This window comes from Streptomyces sp. NPDC051320 (genome assembly GCF_040682175.1).
In the GTDB taxonomy this organism is placed as follows: Bacteria; Actinomycetota; Actinomycetes; order Streptomycetales; family Streptomycetaceae; genus Streptomyces.
This window is the reverse complement of the sequence record NZ_JBFBAL010000009.1, coordinates 119,978-140,457: the sequence shown is the minus strand read 5'-3', so window position 1 is coordinate 140,457 and position 20,480 is coordinate 119,978. Positions and strand designations below refer to the sequence as shown.

Below are 20,480 nucleotides of genomic sequence, written 5' to 3'. Positions count from 1 at the left end.
GTCCAGCACCACCACAGGGGTAGACCCAACACCACCTTCCAATGCAGCCGTTCCGCGTGGTCCGGAAGCGCGGAACTCCCGTGATCAAGGACAGAAGGTCATCTTCGTTCCGGCATCGCGCCAGGTAACGGCGAGCCATCCGGACAACAGGTGACGATCACCTCAGACGGGCGACCTCGAAATTGCCCTGGCTTCGAACCCGTGCCGTTTCGGCAGCACCTTGCCCGGGTTCGGCGGAACATACGGGCCTTGGGCGCTGGGGCGTCGCGGGAGGCGCGTCGCACTGAGGCCGCAGGAAGCCTGTGCCCGGGGACTCGGGGCCGGCGTCGTCCGTCACCGCGTGATCGACTCCAGAGAGCGGCCGCTGGTAGCCGTCGCCAGCGCCAGCGTCATCACGCACCCGGCTGCCAGCACTGCACAGATCAGCGTGAACACCCCGGCGAAGTGCAGCGAGGTGTAGGTGGTGCCGATGATGAGCGGCGCGACGATTCCGCCGACGCGGCTGAAGGCGTCGGAGGTGGCTGCCGCCATCGAGCGCAGCCCGGTCGGATAGACCTCGGGCAGGTACGTGTACAGGGGCGCGTAAAGGCCGTTGAGGAAGAAGCCCAGCGCGATGCTCAGGCCCAGGACCATGCCGTTGCTGTCGGCCTGCGAGAGCAGAAAGGCGCAGACGGCCGAGGCGCCGAGGCAGGTGACGATGGACCACTTTCGGTCGGTACGGTCGGCCAGCCAGGCCGCCGGGTAGTAGCCGGCGACCTGCGCGACCTCGACGAGGAGGGTGTAGGAGAAGCTGTCCGTGATGCTCATGCCCCGGTCCATGAGCATGCTGGGCAGGAAAGTCAGGAAGCCGTAGTAGGCGAAGCTGGCCACGAAGAACATGCCCCAGGTGACGACCGTCTGCCGAGCGAAGGCCCCCTGCCACAAGGCGAGGAACTGTTTCCCGGCCCCCAGCTCCGTCTCCGGCTCCAGCACGGGCAGCTCTTCGGGTTCGGGCAGCGGTGCGCGGCCGGCCCGGCGGACGGCCGATTCCAGTGCCGCCACGACGTGCTCGGCCTCATCGGTCCTGCCTTTCAGCAGGAGGTAGCGCGGTGACTCCGGCAGGCTGCGGCGCCACCACAGAGCGAGCACCACGGGCAGTCCGACGAGCACCAGCCCCCAGCGCCAGCCGTCCTCGACCCGCGCGACGACGAAGGTACCGATGAGCGCCGCGAGAACGTAGCCGAGGCCGAAGAAGCCGGCGAGTGCGCCGACGTAGGTGCTCCGGAGCCGCGCAGGGGCGAACTCGGCAAGGTAGGGGATCACCACGTTGACGTTGATCCCGACCCCGATGCCCGCGAGGAAGCGCAGCACGAGCAGCACGGAGTAGCCGGGGGCCGCCGCCGAGAGGAGGGTGCAGCCGCTGTAGAGCACGAGGGACCACAGCAGCAGTGGCCGGCGTCCGCAGCGGTTGCCGAGCAGGGCGAGCAGCAGGTCGCCCACGAAAGCACCGGCCAGGGTGGCGCTCGCGACAAGTCCTTGTTCACCGCCGGTCAGAGCGAAGGCGGTGGTGAGCAGTGGCAGGAGGAAGGACATGATGCCCAGGTCCAGGCCGTCCAGGGTGGTACTGACGCCGCCCTGGGCGAGGATGCGGCCCTGGACGCGGGTCATGGGCAGCCGGTCGAGGCGGGCGGTTACTTTGACGGCGCGCTCGCCCCGGGAGTCGGGTCGGCTCGCGGGGGCGGAGGGCCCCGGCGCCTGCGGCGCCGGCTTGCCCGGCGCTTCGGCCTTCTGGTCATATGGCATTTGCTGTTCGATCTCCCTTGGGAAGGGCGGTCCGTGTTTCCCTGCAAGGAGGCGGGCCGGCCTGTCGGGTCGGGCAGGACACCGGGCGGTCCGTGGCCACGGACCGCCCGGACGGATCGATCACGTGCCGGCGAACACCGTGCGGTAGAGCCGCAGCCAGTTGCCGCCGGTGACGGCTTCCGCCTCCTCCGGTGCGAAACCGAAACGGGCTGTCAGGTGTCCGGCGACGGCGGCGAGTCCCGAGGCGTCGGCGAGCCACTCGGTGGGGCCCGTCACCTCGGGCGGGGCGCCGGCACCCAGGTCGGCTCCACGCTGTTCTGCCCGCGTCCACCGTCCGCGCCGCATCCAGTCGAACTCCGCCGGGCCCGCCTTGGGGCTGAGGTCAGTGCCGATCGCGACGTGGTCCACGCCCATCAACTCGACGGTCTCGGTGACCATGCGGCACCAGTCGTCCAGTGTGGCTGCGTACTTACCCGAGATGGAGTGGTATGTGGCGAGGCCGAGGACCCCGCCCCGTTCGGCCAGTGCCCGCAGGGTGTCGTCGCCGACATTGCGGGGGTGGTCGTAGAGCGAACGCGGGTTTGCGTGCGTGACGGCGACAGGCAGCGTGGCGTGCTCGATCGCCTCGCGCCGGGTCCGCTCCCCGCAGTGGGAGAGATCGACGAGGATGCCCACGGCGTTCATCTCCGTGACGATCTCGCGGCCGAAGCGCCCCAGGCCGGGGTCGGTCTCCTCGTAGCAGGAGCCGCCGAACTCGTTGTTGTTGTTGTACGTCAGCTGCATGACCCGCAGGCCCATGTTGTGGAAAAGGCGGACGAAGCCGAGCCGGCTCTGGAGCGGGCTGGCGTTCTGGGCGCCGAGCAGGATGGCGGTGCGCCCGTCGGCGCGGGCCTGTTCGATATCGGCAGCGGTCGTGGCCTGCACCACGAGGTCGGAGTTGGCGTCGATCAGATCGTGCCAGCGCACCAGCGCGTCCATCGACTCCACGGCGTCCTCCCAGAACGCTATGGTCGCGGTCGCGCAGGTCACCCCGCCGGCCCGGAGCTGCTCGAAGACCGTACGATCGTACGGTCCGCATTGGAGGCCGTCGATCAGCAGAGGTGTCGGCGCGCTCATGCGGTGACCTCCAAGGCGGTGGGGAACTCGATCTCGTCCTCACCGACTTCGGCCAGGATCTCGCCGTCGGGCCCGAAGACGGAATCACCGGCGTGCGTACGGGACAGAGGGCTGTCCGGGGTCAGGGCGGAGTCCGCCTCGGCCACCACTCGTTGCCAGAGGTCGAGTGGCACCGGGAGCCCTTCGCGCAGCGCGTGCTCTTCGGGTGCCTCGAGCCCGGGTGCCTCGAGCCCGGTTGCCTCGGGCCCGGGTGCCGGGTCCGGGTCCGCGTCAGCCGTGAGGGCCTCGTCGGTGATCGTGAGACGTACTCCGCGGCGTCGGGCGGCGATCGGCAGCGCGGCGAGGGCCCAGGAGGGCCGGGGCCCGGGCACGCCGACGGAGTGGGTCTCCCCGCCCAGGGCGCGTGCGACGGCGAGGTCCAACAGGTCGGGGGCGAGCGCGAGATGCGGGCGGGCGGCCGGGTCGCGCAGGGCCGGGAGGTCTGCGAGGAGGCCGGCGAGCCCGTCGCTGTGGTGGATCTGCGCGTCGGCGACGATCTCGCGGGCGGCGCCCACCGAACCGGCGGGCAGCGTGGTGGTCATGAGGACGCGTTCCGTCATGAGCCGCAGTTCCCGGACCGAGACGCGCAGCTCTCCGGTGTCCTCGTTCCCGGTCTCCAGCCGGGCGGGTGCCTCGGGTACCGGCCGGACGGGCAGGGTCCAGTCCGCGTGCACCCCGGTGCCGAGTTCCTCACGGCCGGGAGCCCCGTGGAAAAGGAGACCGAGCACGTTGCGGTCGGCGGAGTCCGCGGTCTTGTCGAGGCCGTGCACCGCGGAGTTGACGAAACGCACGAGGTGCACGGGCATGAAGGCCGCGTCGGAGATGTTCATGTGCGGGCTGTGCAGCAGGGTTCCGGCCAGCGCCTGGACCCGCACCACAGTGTCGCGGTGCTCGGGCCGGCGCGCGCAGAAGACGCCGACCGTATCCTGCGGTCGCGTCTCGCGCAGTGCGGCGGCGAGGGATTGCACGGCCCGGGGAACGTTGAGTCCCCAGTCGGCCCCGTCGGGCACCTCCGTGCGCGGGCCGCGGCGCGGTTCCTCCGCTGCCGCCGACTTGTACCAGACATGACGCCGGGAGGCTTCCGTGGTGAGGTCCATTTCCAGCGCCCAGGAATACTCCTCCTCCAGGGTGGCCAGCAGTCGGGCCACGGGCTCCTCGGGCCGCCCGCGCAGATTTTCGTCGACGCGCTGACGGTCGACCAGTGCGTCGGTGAGGTCGGGGACGCTGTCGATGAGGATGCCGGCGAGGCTTTCCACCGCCGGTTCGTCGAGCGTTTCGTTCCACCGCTGCCAAAGGTGCGCCAACGCGTCCGGTGCGGTGGGGTCCGGCAGTTCCTCCAGCAGGGAGAGCGCGGTGCGCAGAGCGGAAGCGAGCTTGTCCGGTGCCTCGAAGACCCCGTAGACGGTGGTGTCCTGCTCGTGGAACCGGGCTGTGCGCGCGATGAGTTCGCCGATGGCGGCGAGGTGGCCCGCACCCCGCCGGGCGGTGAGGGCCGCGGCGAGCGCCTCTTCCCGGAGGCAGAGCCAGCGGTCGATCAGCCGGGGATGGTTGTTGGCGAAGAAGACGAGACCGAGGGCAGACGCGTTGCCGAGACCGAGGCTGCGGCGCAAGCGCGGGTCGAGCCGCGCGGCACGCCCGGGCGTGCCGCGCTCGGCGGCGCGGTGGCGGGCCAGGTGTTCGGCGAGGTCGACGGCGAACTCCCGCATGAGGTAGGCGGCCAGCATCTGCGCGTGCAGGGGGGCGCTCAGCGGGTGGTCATCGGGCAGCGCGAGGAAGGAGCGGGTACCGAAGGTCCCGTTGCCGTCGAGCCCGGTATTGCGCATGAGGTAGCCGACGTCCCAGAGCCGGTCCGCGTCCGGGGCCCGGCCGTCGGCAAGGGCGTCCACGACGTGCTCGAACAGGCGCAGACTGCGGTTGGAGCGGCACCAGATGAGGGCGTCGGGGGTGGCGCGCCCGCCGTACAGCTTGGGTATCTCGTGGCGGGTGCGTTCGAGGACCGCTTCGCTGGCCGTGCCGTCGAAGAGGGCGCCCGTCATGTCCCAGTCGGTGCCGACGATGCGGCTGGTGCGGCCCGTCAGCTTGGGCTCGAAGGAGAACGCGACGAAGTCGAGGGGGCCCTTCGGCGTGTGAACCCGGTAGCGCACCCGGCCCCGTGCCCGGGCGTCGACGTCGAATTCCGGGCAGGAGATGGTCCACCCCTCACCGATCATGCGGTTCACCAGGGCCCGGCCGGCGCTGAGCCGGGTCGGAGGCAGCACCGCGAGCCGCTCGGGGCGCAGAAGGCGCTCGGGGGTGCGGCCCGTGAGGGCGCGAGCGGGCCCGGCGGGGGAAGTCGATGTGTTCATGTGCCGTCCTGTCGACGTAGTGCGTGTGTCCGTTTTCGTTTGTTTCGCTGCGGGACCTCGTCCGTCCCCGAGCGACTGTCTCCGCAGCGACTGTCTCCGTCGCGTCCGGCGGTACTGGCGAGTGCACGGGCAGGGCCGTGGCGTTTCCGGGTATCCCGAAGGAACCCCTGGGAGCCAGGGGATGAGGGTGCGGTGGAGGTCCAGCCGTCGCCGGGGCCCGGTTGCGGCAGCCGGATGGTTCTCGGCAGTGTCAGGCTCGGAGCCTGAGCCCCGCGCCGGTGTCGAGCCGCAGGAGCTGCTCGATGCCGTGGGCCGCCGGACGCAGGGCCGCGAGCGCCTCGGTGACAGCGAACCGTTCCCGCGGACCGTGGACGCTGAGCGCGGCCACCACCGGGCCGTCGTACCGGCGCAAAGGGATGGCGAGAGCCGCGATGCCGTCGTCATCGTCGTCGGTAGAGGTCGCCCAGCCGGTGGCCCGGACGGTGGACAGGTCCTCCTCGGCCGGCAGCGGGACCCCGTCCAGGCGCAGCGGCTCGATGACGTCCGCCGTCGCGAACGCCATGAGCAGACGGCCTGACGCGCTGCTGTGCAGGCTCAACCGGTCGCCGAGGAACAGCGTGGCGTGCAGCGAGCGCCCGGGTTCGGCCCGCTGCACGACGCGGCTCGTGTCGCTGTCGAGTACGGCGATGCTGACGACCTCGCCCGCGGCGTGAGCTGCTCGTTCCAGGAGGGGCGCGGTGCGCTCTCCCACGCCGGCCTGGCGCAGCGCGGCATGGCCGAGGCGTGCGGGACGCAGGGTGAGCCGGTAGGCGCCGTCGGGGAGTCGCTCCATCCAGCCCGCCGCCTCCAGGGTGATGAGGTGACGGTGTGCCTCGGCGCGGGTGGTGCCGAGGGCCCGGGCGAGAACGGCGCTGCGGACGGGCTCGTTGGTGTCCGCGAGACTGTCGAGCAGGGCGAGTGCCTTGAGTACCGTGCCCAGCGGGCGGGTGGCGGGCCGATCGGACCCGACGGTACCCCGCCGTGCTTCGGTACCCGCGGTCGGACCTGGGCACGTGACGGGACCGGGGTCCGTGGTCGGGCCGACGGTGTCCGACCTTCCCGGCTGCGGCACGGCGCTCGATCTGGAGAAGGCGTTCCCGCCTGTCACACTATTCATGACGCCGTCCTTCTATCGGAGACGCGTGCACCTTAGGCGGCAGCCGGCGGCACGGCAAGTGTCTGCGGGCAAGCTTTTGGAAGGCGCGGATTCGTGCGTGCGTGCCAGCTCCAGGGCTCGGCGTGGGCGTCGGCCTACGGGAAATCTTCCAGCACCGTGCCCCAGGGCAGGAGGCTTGCCTCCGCGGTACCGGCCCCGGTCAGGCCCACGGTGATCAGCAACGCCGATACCGGCGAGCGTCCGCCGGCGTTTCGCCCGCATCCTGCTCCCCGGCCCGGAGAACGTGCGCGGCGAGGTGGCCGTCGCACGACGGTCGGGGGCTGGTGTACTGCAGTCCGGCCCGCCCGCTCACCTGTGTTACCGGCTACGTCGCCCGCCATCCCGTCCAGCGCGCGACGTGGACCTCCACGACCTCGCCGGCCGGTGGCCGCTCCGCGTACTGCTGTGGGTACTTCTCGGTGAGCAGTGCCGCGTAGCGCCCCGCATCGGTGGACCGTCCGGCGGGTGCCAGTACACGGGCCTGCCCGTCCGCGCGGGCCCACCACAGCTGGTCCCAGTCCTCCCGGTAGCAGTCGGTGAGCAGGCAGACCTCGGGGTTGACGCGGATGTTGGCCAGCCGTTTGAGACGGGTCGAGCGCTTGGGCTTGTGGTCGACGGCCATGACCAGTGTGGTGCCCGTCACCGCGAAGACCACCGGCACCAGGTGCGGGCGTCCCGCGGCGTCGGCGGTCGCCAGGCGGGCCACCCTGGAAGCCGCGAACCGCTCACGCGCCTCGGCCGAGGACAGGCGGGGCATCAGCGGAAGCGCGCCGCGACCTCGGCGAGCCGGTCGAGCTGTGCCAGGGCGGCGGGCTCCGGATCGGACGGCAGGTAGAACAGCACCCGTTCCACGTCGAGTTTCGCGTACCCCTCGATCGTTTCCGGAGTGTCGAGCACCGCGTAGACGGTCACCGGGACGTCGCGGCCCGCTGCGGCACGTACCTCTTCGATCTGCGGTCGCAGTTTCTCGGGCGGGACGCTGTTCGCCAGCCAGGCGTCGCCGAGTTCGGCGACCCTGGGGAAGGAACCCCTGCCGCCGCCGACGTAAATCGGTGGGTGCGGCTGCTGTACGGGCTTGGGCCAGGAGTAGACGGGGTCGAAATCGACGAACTCGCCGTGGAACTCGGCCTTCTCCTTGGTCCACAGCTCGACGATCGCGCGCAGCCGCTCGTCGGCGAGCCGGCCCCGGGTGGAGGCGTCAGTACCGTGGTTGGCCATTTCCTCCCGGTTCCAGCCGACGCCCACACCGAAGACGGCCCGGCCTTCGGAGACAAGGTCGAGCGAGGCGATCCCTTTGGCGGTGTGAATCGGGTCGCGCTGCGGGATCAGGGCGATACCGGTGCCCACCAGCAGACGCTCGGTGACGGTGGCGACGGCGCTCAGCGCCACGAAGGGGTCGAGCGTGCGGTAGTAAATGTCCGGCAGGTCACCACCGCCAGGGTAGGGCGAGCGGCGGTCGACCGGGATGTGGCTGTGCTCAGCGATGAACAGCGAGTCGAAACCGCGCTCCTCGATAGCTCGCCCGAGGGGAGCCGGCCTGATGCTCAGGTCGGTGATAAAGGTGGAGATCCCGAACTTCATACGGCTCCTTCGTCGATGGTTTCGCGCCGGGCTCCGGCCCACCGGTCCGGTCGCGCGTGTCCGGGGCCTGCCGGTTGCGCGGCCCGCTGCCCATTGTCGGCGCCGGTGAAGGACAGCAAAGGCGCGGCGCGCCGGTTCAGGGGCGTCGTCGGCGCCCAGGCGGCGCAGCGCGGCGCCATCCGCCGTCCGCCGTCCGCGCAGAGGTACTCCGGCACAAGGGGGTCGTAGGCAGACTGATCCGACGAATCGTCCCCCGTTTCCGGCGGGCTGACGGTCCGACCGATCAAGGCCGTCTCCCGCCGTCACGCCGCCCCACCCTTCCTCGGGGCCTACGAGGTGGACCGTGCCGGGGCGACGCCGGCCGCGTCGGGCAGGCGACCGCAGTCGTCCCCTGCCCAGGCCCGGGGCGAGATCGCGAAGTCAGATGGCTCGCCGTATGCGCACGCTGCGGTCGCATGTCGAGTCCTCGCGTGTGACGCTGGGGACAATGTTCGGCGTCACACGCGAGGAGCTGAGTCATGCGAAACGCAGTCGCTGCCTCGGTTCTGGTCGCAGCGCTGGTCCTGGGAGGGGCCGCCTGCGGCGGCGGCGAGCACCGGACGCCGCGGCGTTCGCCGCCCGGCAGCACCACATCAGCCCCGACGGAGCAGAAGCCGTCCAGTCCTGAGCAGACACCTTCCAAGGCGAAGCGGAAGACCGAGCGGACACCGGCACCGACCCTGACGGCCGCACCGACGCCGAGCCGCACGACCCGCCCGGCGCCGACCGATACGCCGACCAGTCCGGCGCCGTCGCTGACCGGCCGGGAAGGGACGAGAACGTCCACACCGGGCAGTGAGCAGTCCACCCTGGACGACTGGCGGCGCGGCCAGTGCGAAAACGCCGGCTACACCAATTGCGAGTGAGTTCCCGCACACCACGCCGGGGCGTTCGCCCCCTGCTCGATAAGCGGGCCGCACGCTTACCTGGGAAGTAATCGTCCTGGACCGCCCACGCTGGCAAGAATGACGGTCTATCCGCATCAAGGAGGTGCGGGTTCCGAACCGAAAGAGACCAGCCATGCCCACAGTGCGCGCCGTGCTCATCTCTGTCGGCGCGTCAGGCGGCCGGCTCCTGCGCAGAGGCCGGCTTGGTGGCGAGCAGGGTGGTGATCTCATCGGCGAGGTGCGGGCCGAGCTCGCCCCAGCCGTCCTTGTAGCCGTAGACGCCGCGCAGGGTGCGGGCGTCGTAGTCGCCGTTCATGATCTCGATGTCGGACGCTGTGATGAGTGCCGGGTGGGCGACGCCGACGGCACCCGAGATCCTCAGCAGCTCCTTGCGCAGGGTGCGCAGGTAGACAGCGGCCCGGGCGGCCTTCGAGGTCGGGTCGATGCCGCGGGCCAGCCGCGGGTTCTGGGTGGCAATGCCGGTGGGGCACTTGTCGGTGTGGCATTTCTGCGCCTGGATGCAGCCGATCGACAGCATCGCCTCACGAGCCACGTTGATCATGTCTGCGCCCAGTGCGAAGGCGACCGCGGCGTTCTCGGGCAGGCCGAGCTTGCCGGAGCAGATGAAGGTCAGGTCGTCGGTCAGTCCAAGCTCGGCGAAGGTGCCGTAGACCCGGGAGAAGCCCATCCGGAACGGCAGGGATACCGAGTCGGCGAAGGTCAGCGGCGCCGCCCCGGTGCCGCCCTCGCCGCCGTCGATGGTCACGAAGTCGACACCACGGTCACCACGCGCCATCAGCGTGGCCAGCTCCTGCCAGAAGCCCATCTCTCCCACCGCGCTCTTGACCCCGACCGGCAGACCGGTCTCGGTGGCGAGCAGTTCGACGAAGTCGAGCATCGAGTCGACGTCGTTGAACGCGGTGTGCCGTGACGGGGAGGCGCAGTCCTTGCCGACCGGGATGCCGCGGATCTCGGCGATCTCCGGGGTCACCTTCTCGCCCGGCAGCATCCCGCCCAGCCCAGGCTTGGCGCCCTGGGAGAGCTTTATCTCTATCGCCTTGACCGGGGCGCCGGCGACCACATCCTTGAGCTTGTCGATGCTGAAGCTGCCGTCCGCGTCGCGGCAGCCGAAGTACGCCGTACCGAGCTGAAGGATGAGGTCCCCGCCGTTGCGGTGGTACGGCGAGAGGCCGCCCTCTCCCGTGTTCTGCATCGTGCCCGCCAGCGCCGCCCCCTTGTTGAGCGCCGTGATCGCCGCGCCGGAGAGCGATCCGAAACTCATCGCCGAGATGTTCACCACGCTCGCCGGCCGGAACGCCTTGGCGCGCCCGCGTGGCCCGCCAAGCACCTTGGCTGACGGCAGTGGGGCCTGCGGGTCGTGCGTGTCGGGCAGCGTGCCGGCGAAGGTGCGCTGCTTCAGGTACGCGTGCCCCTGTATGTGCTCGACGTCATTGTCGGTACCGAACCCGAAGTAGTTGTTCTCCTCCTTCGATGACGCATAGATCCAGGTGCGCTGGTCGCGACTGAACGGGCGCTCCTCGTCGTTGGAGGTCACGATGTACTGCCGCAGCTCAGGCCCGATCGTCTCCAACAGGTACCGTGCGTGCCCGATCACCGGGAAGTTCCGGAGCAATGCGTGCTTCTTCTGAACGAGGTCGCGGGCTGCCACCAGCGCCAATGCTGTCGCGGTGGCCGCTGCGATGCTCCGGGCACGCATGAACGTTCCTCTCCTCGGTGCTCGACTCCATCGCCATGCGGTGGACGTCGTGGTGTCGTGTCGGGCGTTGGGCGGCGGGCACGACCAGGCGGGCGCCGGCTTCCGTCGGAGAACGCGGCATTCGATAGTAGAAGGCCGCGCGGACAGGCCTGCGATCAGGGTCGTCGGGTCTGTCAGTCGCCTGAGCGGTGGGTGGTCCACGCCCGTCGGAACAGGCTCGGATCAGGCTGCGCACGCTGAGGATGAACCCGGCTGGCACAGCAGCGGACATCCGGACCTGCGCCTCATCCCGATCCCCGCTCTGCCGGTCCTCACCGCCGGCTGGGCGGTACGCCGCTGGGACTTCCTCTCACCCCTGGCGCGGGACTTCGCCGTCGCCGTCGCCCGGCACTGCACCACACCGCCGAGTACGAGGTCGCACACCCCGGCCGCGACGGCGTCGATGGACGCGCCGCCCTGATCGACGAGAGCGTAGGGGACGTCGCGCCGGCCAGTTTCTGTGGCAGCCCCGACGCGGGGCGGGTCGATGCGGCCCGTGATCAGCAGGCCCATGCCCACTCGGTGGTCACAGAGCGCCGTAGTTCGCTGGAAGGGGCTCGGCCCGGCGGCGCGCTGACGGGCCGCGGATAGGGTCGGCGGATGCGTAGGCCCACGGAGACCGAAAACTTGTCGGGGATCGTGCACGAGGCGCTGGCGGCGGGAGCCGCGGTTGTCGGAGTGGAACGGTTGCGAGGCGGGAGCAAGAAGGGCGTCTACCGGGTTCATATGGACGGATCACGATCAGCGAGTGTGATCGTCTACAGCTGGGCCGAGGCCGAGAACTTCTGGCCGGCTGCGGAAGTCATCGACGCGGCTCACCCGTTCGCTCCCGCTTCCGGGCTGGTCCCCTTTCTGGCTGCTCAGCGCAGACTGGACCGTCTCGGGGTCCGGGTTCCGGGGGTACTCCTGGCTGACGACAGCCGGCGCCGCTACCCGGCAGACGTGGCGGTGGTCGAGGACGTTGCCGGCGGCACTCTGGAAGCCGTCCTGAGTGCGGCTCCTGCACGCGCGTCAGATGCCTTGGGTGAGCTGGCAGCAATGCTCGACGTGATGCACCAGCAGCACAGCCAGCAGTACGGCAGGGTGGACGTGCTTGAACGGGGCGACAGAGCCAGTGGCGTTTCGTGCGAGCAACTGGTGCTTGAGCGCGCCATCAGGGATCTCGCGGAGGCGGCCGAACGCGACCCCGGAATCGGATCAGCCGCGGCCCCCCTGCAGGATCGCCTGCAGGAGCTGGCGGCACGGGTCCCTCCACGCACGGAACACGGACTGATCCACGGCGAACTCGGACCCGACCACGTGCTGATCGATGCCTCCGGGCACCCCGTTCTCATCGACATCGAGGGCCTGCTGTTCTTCGATGTCGAGTGGGAGCACGTCTTCCTGCAGCTTCGTTTCGGCGAGCAGTACTCGGCCTTGTCCCGCCCCGGACTCGATCCGGCGCGGCTCGAACTCTTCATGCTCGCGATGCGTCTCTCACTGGTGGCCGGCCCCCTGCGTCTCCTCGACGGCGACTTCCCGAACCGCACACTGATGCAGGAAATCGCCGACCACAACGCGAAGGAAGCGCTGGCCCTGCTGGTCCGGTAGCACTGCGGCAGTGATGCGGGTGACGCCCAAACGATCGCATCAGGGAATGAGAGTGATCTTGCCGCGAGTGTGCCGCTCTTCGAGGGCGGCGAAGGCGTCGCGGGCACGGTCTAGGGGGTAGGTGGCGGCGATCGGGATCTCGATACGGTCGCTCGCCACGAGTTCGGCCATCGCGGTGAGAACCTCGCGGCTGGAACCGTCCACGCTGCCCGCGCTCTTGGTACCGAACCGCGCCGCCTGCTCGAAGGAGATGATCGTTTCGATCCGGTCCGGCGGGATTCCCAGATCGATGGCGAGGTGGAGTACTCGGGTCCGAACAGGTCGATGAAGGCGTCGATCCCCTGGGGCGCTGCCGCGGTGAGGTCGGCAGCGAGCCGGTCGCCGTAGGGGACGGCGGTGGCCCCGTGCGCGGTCAACCAGGACGCATTGGCCGTGGAAGCGATGCCCAGGACGTGAGCGCCACGCACCCGGAGAAGTTGGACGACGATGCTGCCCACTCCCCCGGCCGCGGCTGAAACGGCGACGGTCTCGCCGGGCTGCGGGGCTACCGCGTCGACGGCGGCCCAGGCCGTGCAGGCCGCGACGTAGAGGCTTCCGGCGGCGGCCCAGCCGAGCGCTTCCGGCTTGCGAATCAACTGGGCCACCGGGACGGCGACGTGGGTGGCGTGGCTGGAGCGCCGCCAGGAGTAGCCCAGCACCTCTCCGGGCACGAAATCGGTGACGCCCTCACCGGCAGCGATCACGATGCCGGCGAGGTCGCTGCCCTGCCCGGACGGGAAGATCGCGGGGAACCGGTCATGCAACTCTCCGGTGCGAATGGCGGTTTCTCCGGGGTTGATTCCCGCAGCCCGGACTTCGACGAGGACTTCGCCGGCAGCGGGGCGGGGCGTGGGGACGTCGGCGACGTACAGGACGCTGCGGTCGCCGTAGCGGTCGAAGCGCACGGCCCGTGCTTGTTGCTCCGGGGCAGGCATACCAGTTCTCCCTTGGGTGCGGTCGGTCGTCTGGGGGTGGTCGGTCGTCAGAGCGTGTCCTGGGATTCGGCCCGGTGGGGTCCGGCGGCGCGGAGTGTGGTGAGCGCGGCGGCGAGGTGGCCCAGCTCGGACTGGGACAAGGGGGCGGCCAGTCGCGCGGCGAGTTCCTGGTCGAAGAGCCGGCCGGCCGACTGCGTCAGTTCCGCGCCCGCACTGGTGAGTTGCACGATCGAGGAACGGCGGTCGCTCGGATTGGGCTGCCGCGCGCACAGGCCCCGCGTCTGCAGGCGGTCGACGGCCTGGCTCGCGCCGCCGATCGTGATGGACAGGGCCGCGGCGATGTCGTTGACCCGGCAGTTCGGCGTGCGCTCCACGACGAGCATCACGTTCAGGCTGCCCAGCGGCACCTTGCCATCGCGCCGCAACCGGGCGTCGATCTCGTTCCACAGGTCCGTCTCGAAACGCACCAGGTCGTCAAACACCTGCCGAAGGTCCACGGAGTCTCCTCTTGCCATATCCATTAGCTCTAATTCGATTAGCACTAATGCACTTCTCGTTCCACAGACACACGACCCTCGTGACGGCCGTGTCGGAAGGCAAGCAACCATGAGCCAGCAACAGCGTGAAACCGTTGCCCAGATCCTGCGCAACTCCCCCGTCGACCTAGGCGGCGAAGTCGCCGAGCAGCGCGAGCGGTTCCGCCAGATGGTCGCCGCGAACCCCGTCCCCGACGACGTCACCATCGAGCCCACTTCGCTCGGCGGTGTCCCCGCGCTGTCCATTGAGGTGCCAGGCGCGACAGCGAACGGCGTCGTCCTCTACTTCCACGGCGGCTGCTTCGTTGTCGGATCGGCGGAAGCCTCGGCGGGCCTGGCGGCCAACCTGGCCCGCAAGGCAGGCGTGCGTGTCCTGACGGTCGACTACCGTCTCGCCCCCGAACACCCCTACCCCGCGGCGCTCGACGACGCCCTGGCCGCCTACCGGGCCCTGGTGGAAAGCGAGCCGGACGCCGCACGGATCGCTGTCTTCGGCGAGTCGGCAGGCGGCAACCTGGCCACCGCCCTCATGCTCGCCGTCCGTGAGGACCCGGACCTGCCGCAGCCCGCCTGCGCGGTCCTGCTTTCGCCCTGGGCCGACCTCACCGTGCCCGACCTGCCCGCCGAGGCGGGTCTCGACCCGGTGATCAACGCCGCCGCGCTGCGGACACGCGCCCGGGACTACCTCCAGGGTGCCGACCCGCGCAACGGGCTGCTCAGCCCCGTCCACGCGGAACTGAGCGGCCTCCCGCCCCTGCTCATCCAGGCAGGCTCGCACGAGTATCTGCTCGACGACGCCGTCCGGCTCGCTGCTCGCGCCGCCGCAGACCACGTCCCGGTCGTCCTCGACGTCACGCCCCGCGTGCTGCACGTCTTCCAGGCCTTCGCCGCCATCCTCGACGAAGGCGACGCCGCCCTCACCCGCGCAGGCGACTTCCTGCGCACACACACCGACCGCTGAACACAACAAGGAGCCACCACATGAACATCACCGACAAGGTGATCCTGATCACCGGCGCCTCCTCCGGCATCGGCGCGGCAACAGCCCGCGCAGCCGCCGACGTCGGCGCCCGGCTGGTACTGGCCGCCCGCCGGACCGAGCGGATCGAGGCCCTCGCCCGAGACCTGCCCCAAGCCATCGCCGTGACCTGCGACGTGACCGACGCCGCCCAGGTCAACGCCGCGGTTCAGGCAGGCATCGACCACTACGGCCGCATCGACATCCTGGTCAACAACGCCGGCCGGGGCCTGCACCTTCCCCTGGAAGACGTCGACCCCGGAGACTTTCGCACCGTCCTGGAGATCAACGTGGTCGCCCCGCTGGTAGCCATGCAAGCCGTACTCCCCCTCATGCGGGCACAGGGATCCGGCAGCATCGTCAACGTCAGTTCCACCACCACCCACATGGTCCTGCCCGGCCTCGGCGCCTACGCCGCCAGCAAATCCGCCCTGAACATGCTCTCCGCAGTAGCCCGCCGAGAACTGGCCGCCGATGGCATCGTCGTGTCCACCATCCACCCCTTCATCACCGCCACCGAGTTCCACCAGACGCTCGGAGCCGGACAGATCGTTCCCGCGGCAGCGGACTTCCCCGTCCACAGCGCCGAAGACGTCGCCGGTGCGGTCCTCGAGCTGATCCGCACCGGGGAGGCCGAGGCCAGTCTCATCCCCGACGAGGCGCGAAGCGCCGCTGGATTTTCACGGCCGTGAGCATTTCGGGTTGCGGACGCAGGAACCGCGGGGACGGCCTCGTCGCGGACTTCGACGGAGGTGAGATGGTCGAGCTTCCCGTCGACGAGCACTAGCACGGAGCACATGCCGTTGCAGGTGCCGAACCTGATGTCCGTCTCGCCCACCCGGGCAGCGGGCGGGACCGTCCGCTGGGCATCGTCCTAAAATCGAAAATATGATTGGCCCAGCGGCACATCTCGTCGTCAACGTCGCGGCATCGCCCATCGCGGCATGGTTCCATCACCTCTTCACCAGGCCCGTTGTCGAAATCGATGGCAGCGAGCATGCAGCAAGGTGGGGCACCACGGAAATCCCGCTTGTGTCGGGTGGTCATCGTCTCAACGTGTACTTCCGGTACCGGTGGCAGAACAACACCCGACTCGCTGAGAGCAGTAGCGATTTCGCAGTCGGGAACGGCAGCCGGCGGGTCTCTGTCGATGTCCAACTCGGCTCGCGCAACGGCAGTTGCTTCCGTATCGAAGCGCCTGTGTCCGATTGAGCCGAAGTGCCTTCTGCACCGGGTGACGGAAACGTCGGATCAGCAGGCGGAACTCCGGCCCCCACCCGGCGCGCTGCCACTGCACCGGAGGACGGCGGTGCGGGGTTGGCCCGGCCTCCTCGAACCGGGGGCCGACGCGCCGCACCACCTGCCGGCCCGGCGGTGGGTCCGCTCCCCCGACAGCACGCGGGCCGATCGGGGCGGCCGTCAGAGGGCGTTGACAAAACGGAACCTGTGCTATGTGAAGGACACGGGCCGAGCCATCGCGCTCCTCCAGCTCGCAGACCGGCTCAACCACCGCACCTACAACGTCGCGTCCGGCCGGGCGACAGACAACGTCGAGGTCATCGCCGCGATCAAGAGGTTGTCCCCGACGCCCGCATCGACCTGCCGACCGGCGGAGCCGGCCGGCGAACCTACCTCGACATCACCCGTATCCAGCAGGACACCGGGTACCAGCCCGACTACGACACCGGGTACCAGCCCGACTACGACACCGAACGCGCCGCCGCCGACTACATCGCCTGGCTGCGCGCGGGCAACGAGCACTGAGCGACTCACGGATCCGGACCCGGGGCCCCTCCGTCTTGGCCCGTGCCGGCCGTACCGAGTCAGGCGCGGCCGGTGGCCAGCAGTGCGTGATACCGCAGCACCAGCCGTCCGTCCGCACCGAGGTACTCCGGCACCAGACGGTCGTAGGCGGACTTGATCCGACGGATCGTCCCGGGTTCCTGGCGGCTGACCGTCTGACCGATCGTGCCGACTCCCGCCTCCACGCCGCCCCACCATTCCTCGGGGTCCGCGAGGTGGTCCCAGTCGACCGGTGTGCAGGTCACGTCGGTCAGCCCGGCGCCCTTGAACAACGTGGCGAAGCCTTCGGCGGTGCGTGGGAAGTCGTCGGCCGGGGCAAGTCGGGGCAGGTCGGCGGGCGTCGGGGCACCGGCCTCGGCGACTGCGCGGCCGAGCAGTTCGTGTCCTGCACCGGCCGGGCTGCACCAGATCGTCGCGGCGACACGTCCGCCGGCCCGGGTCACGACGCGCAGCGCGGCCACGGCTTCGGCCGGGCCGCCGACGTGATTGATCACGAAGTTCGCGGCCGCCGAATCAAAGGTCTCCGGGGCGAAGGGCAGGTCGGGCAGCACCCCGATGGTCACCTCCGCCTCAGGTGCGGCGCGCCGGGCCAGGGCGACCATCCCGGGTTCGGCGTCGACAGCGGACACCTGGGCGCCGCGGGCGCAGGCGGCCGCGGCCACGGTGCCGCCGCCGGTGCCGACGTCGAGCAGCCGGGTGCGACGCCGGCCGCGTCGAGCAGGGCGGGAGCTGTGTGGGCGCAGAGTTTGGCGAAGCTGTCCCGGAAGGCCTCGGCTCGGTCGGCCCACATCTGCCGCTCGGCCTGATCGAATTCGGACACGGCTGCCTGCTTCCCTCTGGAACGTCAGCCGGGTGGTGGTCCCGGCGCAGGGACTCTATCGGTGGACCGGCTCCCGTCGTGGGGGCGTCCGAAGTGTGGCCCGGAGACCGGCTCGACATGCCGGCGTCCACTGGGGCCTCACCGGCGCAGAAGCCATCCGCAAGCGACTCCTGAGCTGCTCATAGGGCCGGCTGTAGCCCTTCGAAGCGCACCACCCAGCGCTGGTCTGCCGGGAAGCCCGGCGCGTGCCGGTCGGGTGCGCCGTTCCAGCCGGCTGCCATGAACGCGATGGCGTACAGCAGCCCGGCATTGCTCGGGAAGTAGGGGAACGGCCCGCCGGTCGCCAGGCCGGCGTCGTCGAACTGGAAGCCGGCGGCCGGGTGCAGCAGGAAGTCCACGGCGTCGTCGGGGCGTCCGAGCCGCGCGGCGCACATGGCGAGCATCGGGAAGTCCCATCCCCACGTTCGGTCGAACTGCCAGCCGGTGAAGACCTTCTCGGCGGTGCGGGCCATCGTGGGTATGTCGACGCCGTCACCAGGCAGCCAGCCGTACGGGCCGATCAGGGCCGGGTGCTCGTAGTTCATCCGTGTCCACATGTCCTGGACGTCTTCATGCAGGACGTACGTTCCGTCCTGCACCGGCAGCGGCGCGAGCCCGTCGTGGACACGCTGCCACCCAGGATCGCTGTGCAGGCCGAGGCGTTCACGCCACTGCTGCGCGACCCGCAGGCCGAAGCGCCAGTAGGCCAGCTCGAACGTCGGGTTCTGCGTGGTCTTCGGATCGGTGTTTTCCGAGACGATGTACATGGGCGGGCCGAGGATGTAGCGGCGTGTGTCTTCGTCCCAGAAGGCCCAGGAGGAGAGGAAGTCGGCGGTGTCGAAGACGATGTCGCGCCATTTCCGCAACGTGCTCTCGTCGGGATGCGCCCGGTAGTCCATCTCGGCGAGGAAGATCGGGTGCGGCTGCTGCCACACCAGCAGGGCGTGGATGGCGTGCGGTGACTCGCGCCCGTCAGCTGCCGTGCACTTCGGCCAGCGTGCTCCGCGGAAGCCCTGGGACTCCGCGCGTTCGCGCGCCGACTGGTGGAAGCGTTCATAGACGTCCAGGCTGCGATCGAGCATCGGCCATCGGTTCCACAGCGCCCAGTGCGCACCGTGCCACCAGTACATCTCCATGTGGAACTTGCCGTTCCAGCCGTTGTTGACGAGCCCGGACTCCTGCGGCGGCAGCGAACCCGCCTCGTTCGCGCGCATCAGGTACTGGGAGAGCACGACACGCCGTTCCAGTTCCCTCCAGCGCGGGTCGGTGCTCGCGGAGAGGTCGATCGCTCCGCCGGAGAGCCAGTACTGCCGCCAGGCCCGGGTGCTCGCCGCGAGGGTCGCGCTCGACGTCGGCACCGATCCGGCCGGCGTGGGCGCGAACGTGCAGGTGAACCGCAGCTGATCGGTGCGGCCATCGGCGGAGAGACGGTAGCGATGCCGGTTGGCCGCTGTTCCGATCGCCAGGGTCTGGTCGTCGGGGACGACGATGTCGTGGTCCTGGCCCGCGTACGTGTAGCTGAGCACCAGACGCTTCCCCAGGCCGGGCGCCGGGTCGCCGAGGTTCAGGTAGTTGACGAGGAGGATGAGCGAGTTGTCCGCGACCAGTTGCGCGAGCTTGCCGGTGACGTCGGCCCAATGGCCGTCGGTTCCGTACTGCGCACTGCGGATGACGAGTTTTCCGGCGGTGGAGGCCAGGCCGGTGAAGACCCCGTGGCCTTGCCAGGCGAGGCTGGCGTGGTACTCGGTGGAGTCCAGGCGGTGCGTGATGTCGGCGCGGTTGTGCCCGCGGGTCGTCGCCGTCGTCTCGTGGGCGCCGGGGGCGCCGTACGTGCCGACATACGCGGCGAACTCCTGCCCATCGGCATACGGGAAGTCGAGAAAGACCGCCAACCGCTCGGCAGCGACGAGCGGCGAGTCGATTTCCACAGCGATCGTGTCGTGGTCGGGATGGCAGCAGGTTCGGACGTGTACCGGTTCGCCGGCGATCTCGAACCGGCTGTCGACTATGCCGGTCCACAGGTCCAGTTCCTGGTGGATTGCCGCGATGTCACCGGCGACGGCGGCGCGGCCGTCGGGCATGGTCAACTTCAGACCGATACGTCCGAGGTTGATACGAGCAGGGTTGGCGTAGAGCCACGACGAGAGGTCGGGCTGGTCCGGATTCGGGATGGGGTAGGCGACGGGTCGGCCGTGAGTGTCCCAGGTCTGGCCGCGGAAGTCCGACGGCTCCTGACCGGGCGGCAGCGGGAAGCTGTGCCATCCCCAGTCGGACATGGTGTTGAAGGGGACGAACGTCTGCAGGCCGGTGACGTCGACACCGAATGCGAACCCGCCGTTGCCGACCTGCAAGGGGCTCTGCGTGTCGAGCTTCCCGCGCACCACGCGATGGCGGGCCACGACGGCCTGGCGGTCGAACGGACGCACCGATGCGGCATCGGCCGGTGGTTGAGCCGCGGCAGCGGGATCCGAAGTGACGCCGACCACCGCCGCGGCGGCCGAGCCGGACAGGAACGTTCTACGAGTGACCATACGGTGCTCCCTGACTGAGAAATGGAATGGCCACCGTCTCGGCCATGTGGGCGAGGTGCCGGCGGTTGTCTCTGTACTCGTCACGGGGCCTGATGCGACATCTATGGACGGGTGGAGTGTCCCGGCCCGCACCTCACGCGCTCGGCAAAGGGACTGGTCGGCCAGTCAGCCGACCAGTGCTCGTCGTGCTCCTTCACTGGCAACGGACACTCGCCAGCTCACGGAGACATGTCGTTGATTCGATTCAAACTGCGCGACAGGCTAAACCAGTTGTCTCGATTCACGCAATACAAAGGGAACCAGGTCACCTGCGCCTCACCCGCGCCGTCCCTCATCATGCAACCTCACTCGGCCATGTGTGGTGTGGTTGAACGTTTCAATCTTTCCTTCGCACCGATGGTGCGGACGGGCGCGGATCGGCACGGGCGG

General features: G+C 69.8%; 18 protein-coding genes and 1 pseudogene. 7 read left to right on the top strand and 12 right to left on the bottom strand.

Annotation, left to right across the window (positions count from 1 at the left end):
* Positions 1-333 precede the first annotated feature (333 nt).
* The 6 genes from AB0M87_RS21090 to AB0M87_RS21065 all read right to left on the bottom strand — a co-directional run bounded on the left by AB0M87_RS21090 (position 334) and on the right by AB0M87_RS21065 (position 8,058).
* On the bottom strand, positions 334-1,782 hold the full coding sequence (locus AB0M87_RS21090) for an MFS transporter (RefSeq protein ID WP_365855069.1): 1,449 nt from the start codon (positions 1,780-1,782) through the stop codon (positions 334-336).
* Positions 1,783-1,902: 120 nt separating this feature from the next.
* Positions 1,903-2,898 (bottom strand): membrane dipeptidase, encoded by a 996-nt coding sequence (locus AB0M87_RS21085; RefSeq protein ID WP_365855067.1) that lies wholly within the window; start codon positions 2,896-2,898, stop codon positions 1,903-1,905.
* Complete coding sequence (locus tag AB0M87_RS21080) at positions 2,895-5,282, bottom strand: hypothetical protein (RefSeq protein WP_365855065.1); 2,388 nt, start codon at positions 5,280-5,282, stop codon at positions 2,895-2,897. The genes AB0M87_RS21085 and AB0M87_RS21080 overlap by 4 nt, the downstream gene beginning before the upstream one ends.
* A 250-nt stretch (positions 5,283-5,532) precedes the next feature.
* A complete protein-coding gene (locus tag AB0M87_RS21075) occupies positions 5,533-6,438 on the bottom strand; it encodes an IclR family transcriptional regulator (RefSeq protein WP_365855063.1) in 906 nt (301 codons plus the stop codon).
* Between the two features lie 364 nt (positions 6,439-6,802).
* Complete coding sequence (locus AB0M87_RS21070; RefSeq protein WP_365855061.1) at positions 6,803-7,234, bottom strand: TIGR03668 family PPOX class F420-dependent oxidoreductase; 432 nt, start codon at positions 7,232-7,234, stop codon at positions 6,803-6,805.
* A complete protein-coding gene (locus AB0M87_RS21065) occupies positions 7,234-8,058 on the bottom strand; it encodes an LLM class F420-dependent oxidoreductase (protein WP_365855059.1) in 825 nt (274 codons plus the stop codon). Before AB0M87_RS21065 ends, AB0M87_RS21070 begins: the two co-directional genes overlap by 1 nt.
* A 518-nt stretch (positions 8,059-8,576) precedes the next feature.
* On the opposite strand from AB0M87_RS21065, the gene AB0M87_RS21060 reads away from it, so the two are divergent.
* On the top strand, positions 8,577-8,963 hold the full coding sequence (locus AB0M87_RS21060) for a hypothetical protein (RefSeq protein ID WP_365855057.1): 387 nt from the start codon (positions 8,577-8,579) through the stop codon (positions 8,961-8,963).
* A 193-nt stretch (positions 8,964-9,156) separates the two neighbouring features.
* Here AB0M87_RS21060 and AB0M87_RS21055 read toward each other — a convergent pair whose 3' ends face one another.
* A complete protein-coding gene (locus AB0M87_RS21055; protein WP_365855055.1) occupies positions 9,157-10,701 on the bottom strand; it encodes an FMN-binding glutamate synthase family protein in 1,545 nt (514 codons plus the stop codon).
* 247 nt (positions 10,702-10,948) lie between these two features.
* Here AB0M87_RS21055 and AB0M87_RS21050 point away from each other — a divergent pair.
* Positions 10,949-11,161: pseudogene (locus AB0M87_RS21050) on the top strand (hypothetical protein); the annotation flags it as partial.
* 179 nt (positions 11,162-11,340) lie between these two features.
* Positions 11,341-12,330, top strand: a complete 990-nt coding sequence (locus AB0M87_RS21045) for a phosphotransferase (RefSeq protein ID WP_365855053.1) — start codon at positions 11,341-11,343, stop codon at positions 12,328-12,330.
* A gap of 39 nt (positions 12,331-12,369) precedes the next feature.
* On the opposite strand, the gene AB0M87_RS21040 is transcribed toward AB0M87_RS21045, so the two are convergent.
* From AB0M87_RS21040 to AB0M87_RS21030, 3 genes are read right to left on the bottom strand one after another with little or no spacing between them, the layout of a single operon-like run.
* Positions 12,370-12,501, bottom strand: a complete 132-nt coding sequence (locus AB0M87_RS21040; RefSeq protein ID WP_365855050.1) for a zinc-binding dehydrogenase — start codon at positions 12,499-12,501, stop codon at positions 12,370-12,372.
* Positions 12,441-13,304, bottom strand: coding sequence for an NADP-dependent oxidoreductase (locus AB0M87_RS21035; protein ID WP_365855048.1), 864 nt, complete (start codon positions 13,302-13,304; stop codon positions 12,441-12,443). Before AB0M87_RS21035 ends, AB0M87_RS21040 begins: the two co-directional genes overlap by 61 nt.
* A 47-nt stretch (positions 13,305-13,351) precedes the next feature.
* Entirely contained in the window at positions 13,352-13,801 is a 450-nt protein-coding gene (locus tag AB0M87_RS21030; protein WP_365855046.1) for a MarR family transcriptional regulator, read from the bottom strand.
* Positions 13,802-13,910: 109 nt separating this feature from the next.
* Between AB0M87_RS21030 and AB0M87_RS21025 the strand changes: the two genes are divergently transcribed.
* The 4 genes from AB0M87_RS21025 (at position 13,911) to AB0M87_RS21010 (ending at position 16,622) form a co-directional block, all read left to right on the top strand.
* The gene (locus tag AB0M87_RS21025; protein WP_365855044.1) at positions 13,911-14,801 is read left to right on the top strand and encodes an alpha/beta hydrolase; all 891 of its coding nucleotides are present in this window, start codon (positions 13,911-13,913) and stop codon (positions 14,799-14,801) included.
* Between the two features lie 20 nt (positions 14,802-14,821).
* The gene (locus AB0M87_RS21020; RefSeq protein ID WP_365855042.1) at positions 14,822-15,550 is read left to right on the top strand and encodes an SDR family oxidoreductase; all 729 of its coding nucleotides are present in this window, start codon (positions 14,822-14,824) and stop codon (positions 15,548-15,550) included.
* 196 nt (positions 15,551-15,746) lie between these two features.
* A complete protein-coding gene (locus AB0M87_RS21015) occupies positions 15,747-16,070 on the top strand; it encodes a hypothetical protein (protein ID WP_365855040.1) in 324 nt (107 codons plus the stop codon).
* A 234-nt stretch (positions 16,071-16,304) separates the two neighbouring features.
* Complete coding sequence (locus AB0M87_RS21010; RefSeq protein WP_365855038.1) at positions 16,305-16,622, top strand: hypothetical protein; 318 nt, start codon at positions 16,305-16,307, stop codon at positions 16,620-16,622.
* A 59-nt stretch (positions 16,623-16,681) separates the two neighbouring features.
* Here the strand turns inward: AB0M87_RS21010 and AB0M87_RS21005 are convergent, their stop codons facing one another.
* Entirely contained in the window at positions 16,682-17,323 is a 642-nt protein-coding gene (locus tag AB0M87_RS21005; protein ID WP_365855036.1) for a methyltransferase domain-containing protein, read from the bottom strand.
* A 337-nt stretch (positions 17,324-17,660) separates the two neighbouring features.
* Positions 17,661-20,051 carry a DUF3395 domain-containing protein gene (locus AB0M87_RS21000; RefSeq protein ID WP_365855034.1) on the bottom strand — a complete coding sequence of 797 codons (2,391 nt, stop codon included), beginning with the start codon at positions 20,049-20,051 and terminating at the stop codon, positions 17,661-17,663.
* Positions 20,052-20,480: the final 429 nt, after the last annotated feature.

Bases quoted from the DNA above. Each gene is read 5' to 3' on its own strand.
- AB0M87_RS21090 (WP_365855069.1), bottom strand. From the start codon at position 1,782: ATGCCATATGACCAGAAGGCCGAAGCGCCGGGCAAGCCGGCGCCGCAG.
- AB0M87_RS21085 (WP_365855067.1), bottom strand. From the start codon at position 2,898: ATGAGCGCGCCGACACCTCTGCTGATCGACGGCCTCCAATGCGGACCG.
- AB0M87_RS21080 (WP_365855065.1), bottom strand. From the start codon at position 5,282: ATGAACACATCGACTTCCCCCGCCGGGCCCGCTCGCGCCCTCACGGGC.
- AB0M87_RS21075 (WP_365855063.1), bottom strand. From the start codon at position 6,438: ATGAATAGTGTGACAGGCGGGAACGCCTTCTCCAGATCGAGCGCCGTG.
- AB0M87_RS21070 (WP_365855061.1), bottom strand. From the start codon at position 7,234: ATGCCCCGCCTGTCCTCGGCCGAGGCGCGTGAGCGGTTCGCGGCTTCC.
- AB0M87_RS21065 (WP_365855059.1), bottom strand. From the start codon at position 8,058: ATGAAGTTCGGGATCTCCACCTTTATCACCGACCTGAGCATCAGGCCG.
- AB0M87_RS21060 (WP_365855057.1), top strand. From the start codon at position 8,577: ATGCGAAACGCAGTCGCTGCCTCGGTTCTGGTCGCAGCGCTGGTCCTG.
- AB0M87_RS21055 (WP_365855055.1), bottom strand. From the start codon at position 10,701: ATGCGTGCCCGGAGCATCGCAGCGGCCACCGCGACAGCATTGGCGCTG.
- AB0M87_RS21045 (WP_365855053.1), top strand. From the start codon at position 11,341: ATGCGTAGGCCCACGGAGACCGAAAACTTGTCGGGGATCGTGCACGAG.
- AB0M87_RS21040 (WP_365855050.1), bottom strand. From the start codon at position 12,501: ATGGCCGAACTCGTGGCGAGCGACCGTATCGAGATCCCGATCGCCGCC.
- AB0M87_RS21035 (WP_365855048.1), bottom strand. From the start codon at position 13,304: ATGCCTGCCCCGGAGCAACAAGCACGGGCCGTGCGCTTCGACCGCTAC.
- AB0M87_RS21025 (WP_365855044.1), top strand. From the start codon at position 13,911: ATGAGCCAGCAACAGCGTGAAACCGTTGCCCAGATCCTGCGCAACTCC.
- AB0M87_RS21020 (WP_365855042.1), top strand. From the start codon at position 14,822: ATGAACATCACCGACAAGGTGATCCTGATCACCGGCGCCTCCTCCGGC.
- AB0M87_RS21015 (WP_365855040.1), top strand. From the start codon at position 15,747: ATGATTGGCCCAGCGGCACATCTCGTCGTCAACGTCGCGGCATCGCCC.
- AB0M87_RS21000 (WP_365855034.1), bottom strand. From the start codon at position 20,051: ATGGTCACTCGTAGAACGTTCCTGTCCGGCTCGGCCGCCGCGGCGGTG.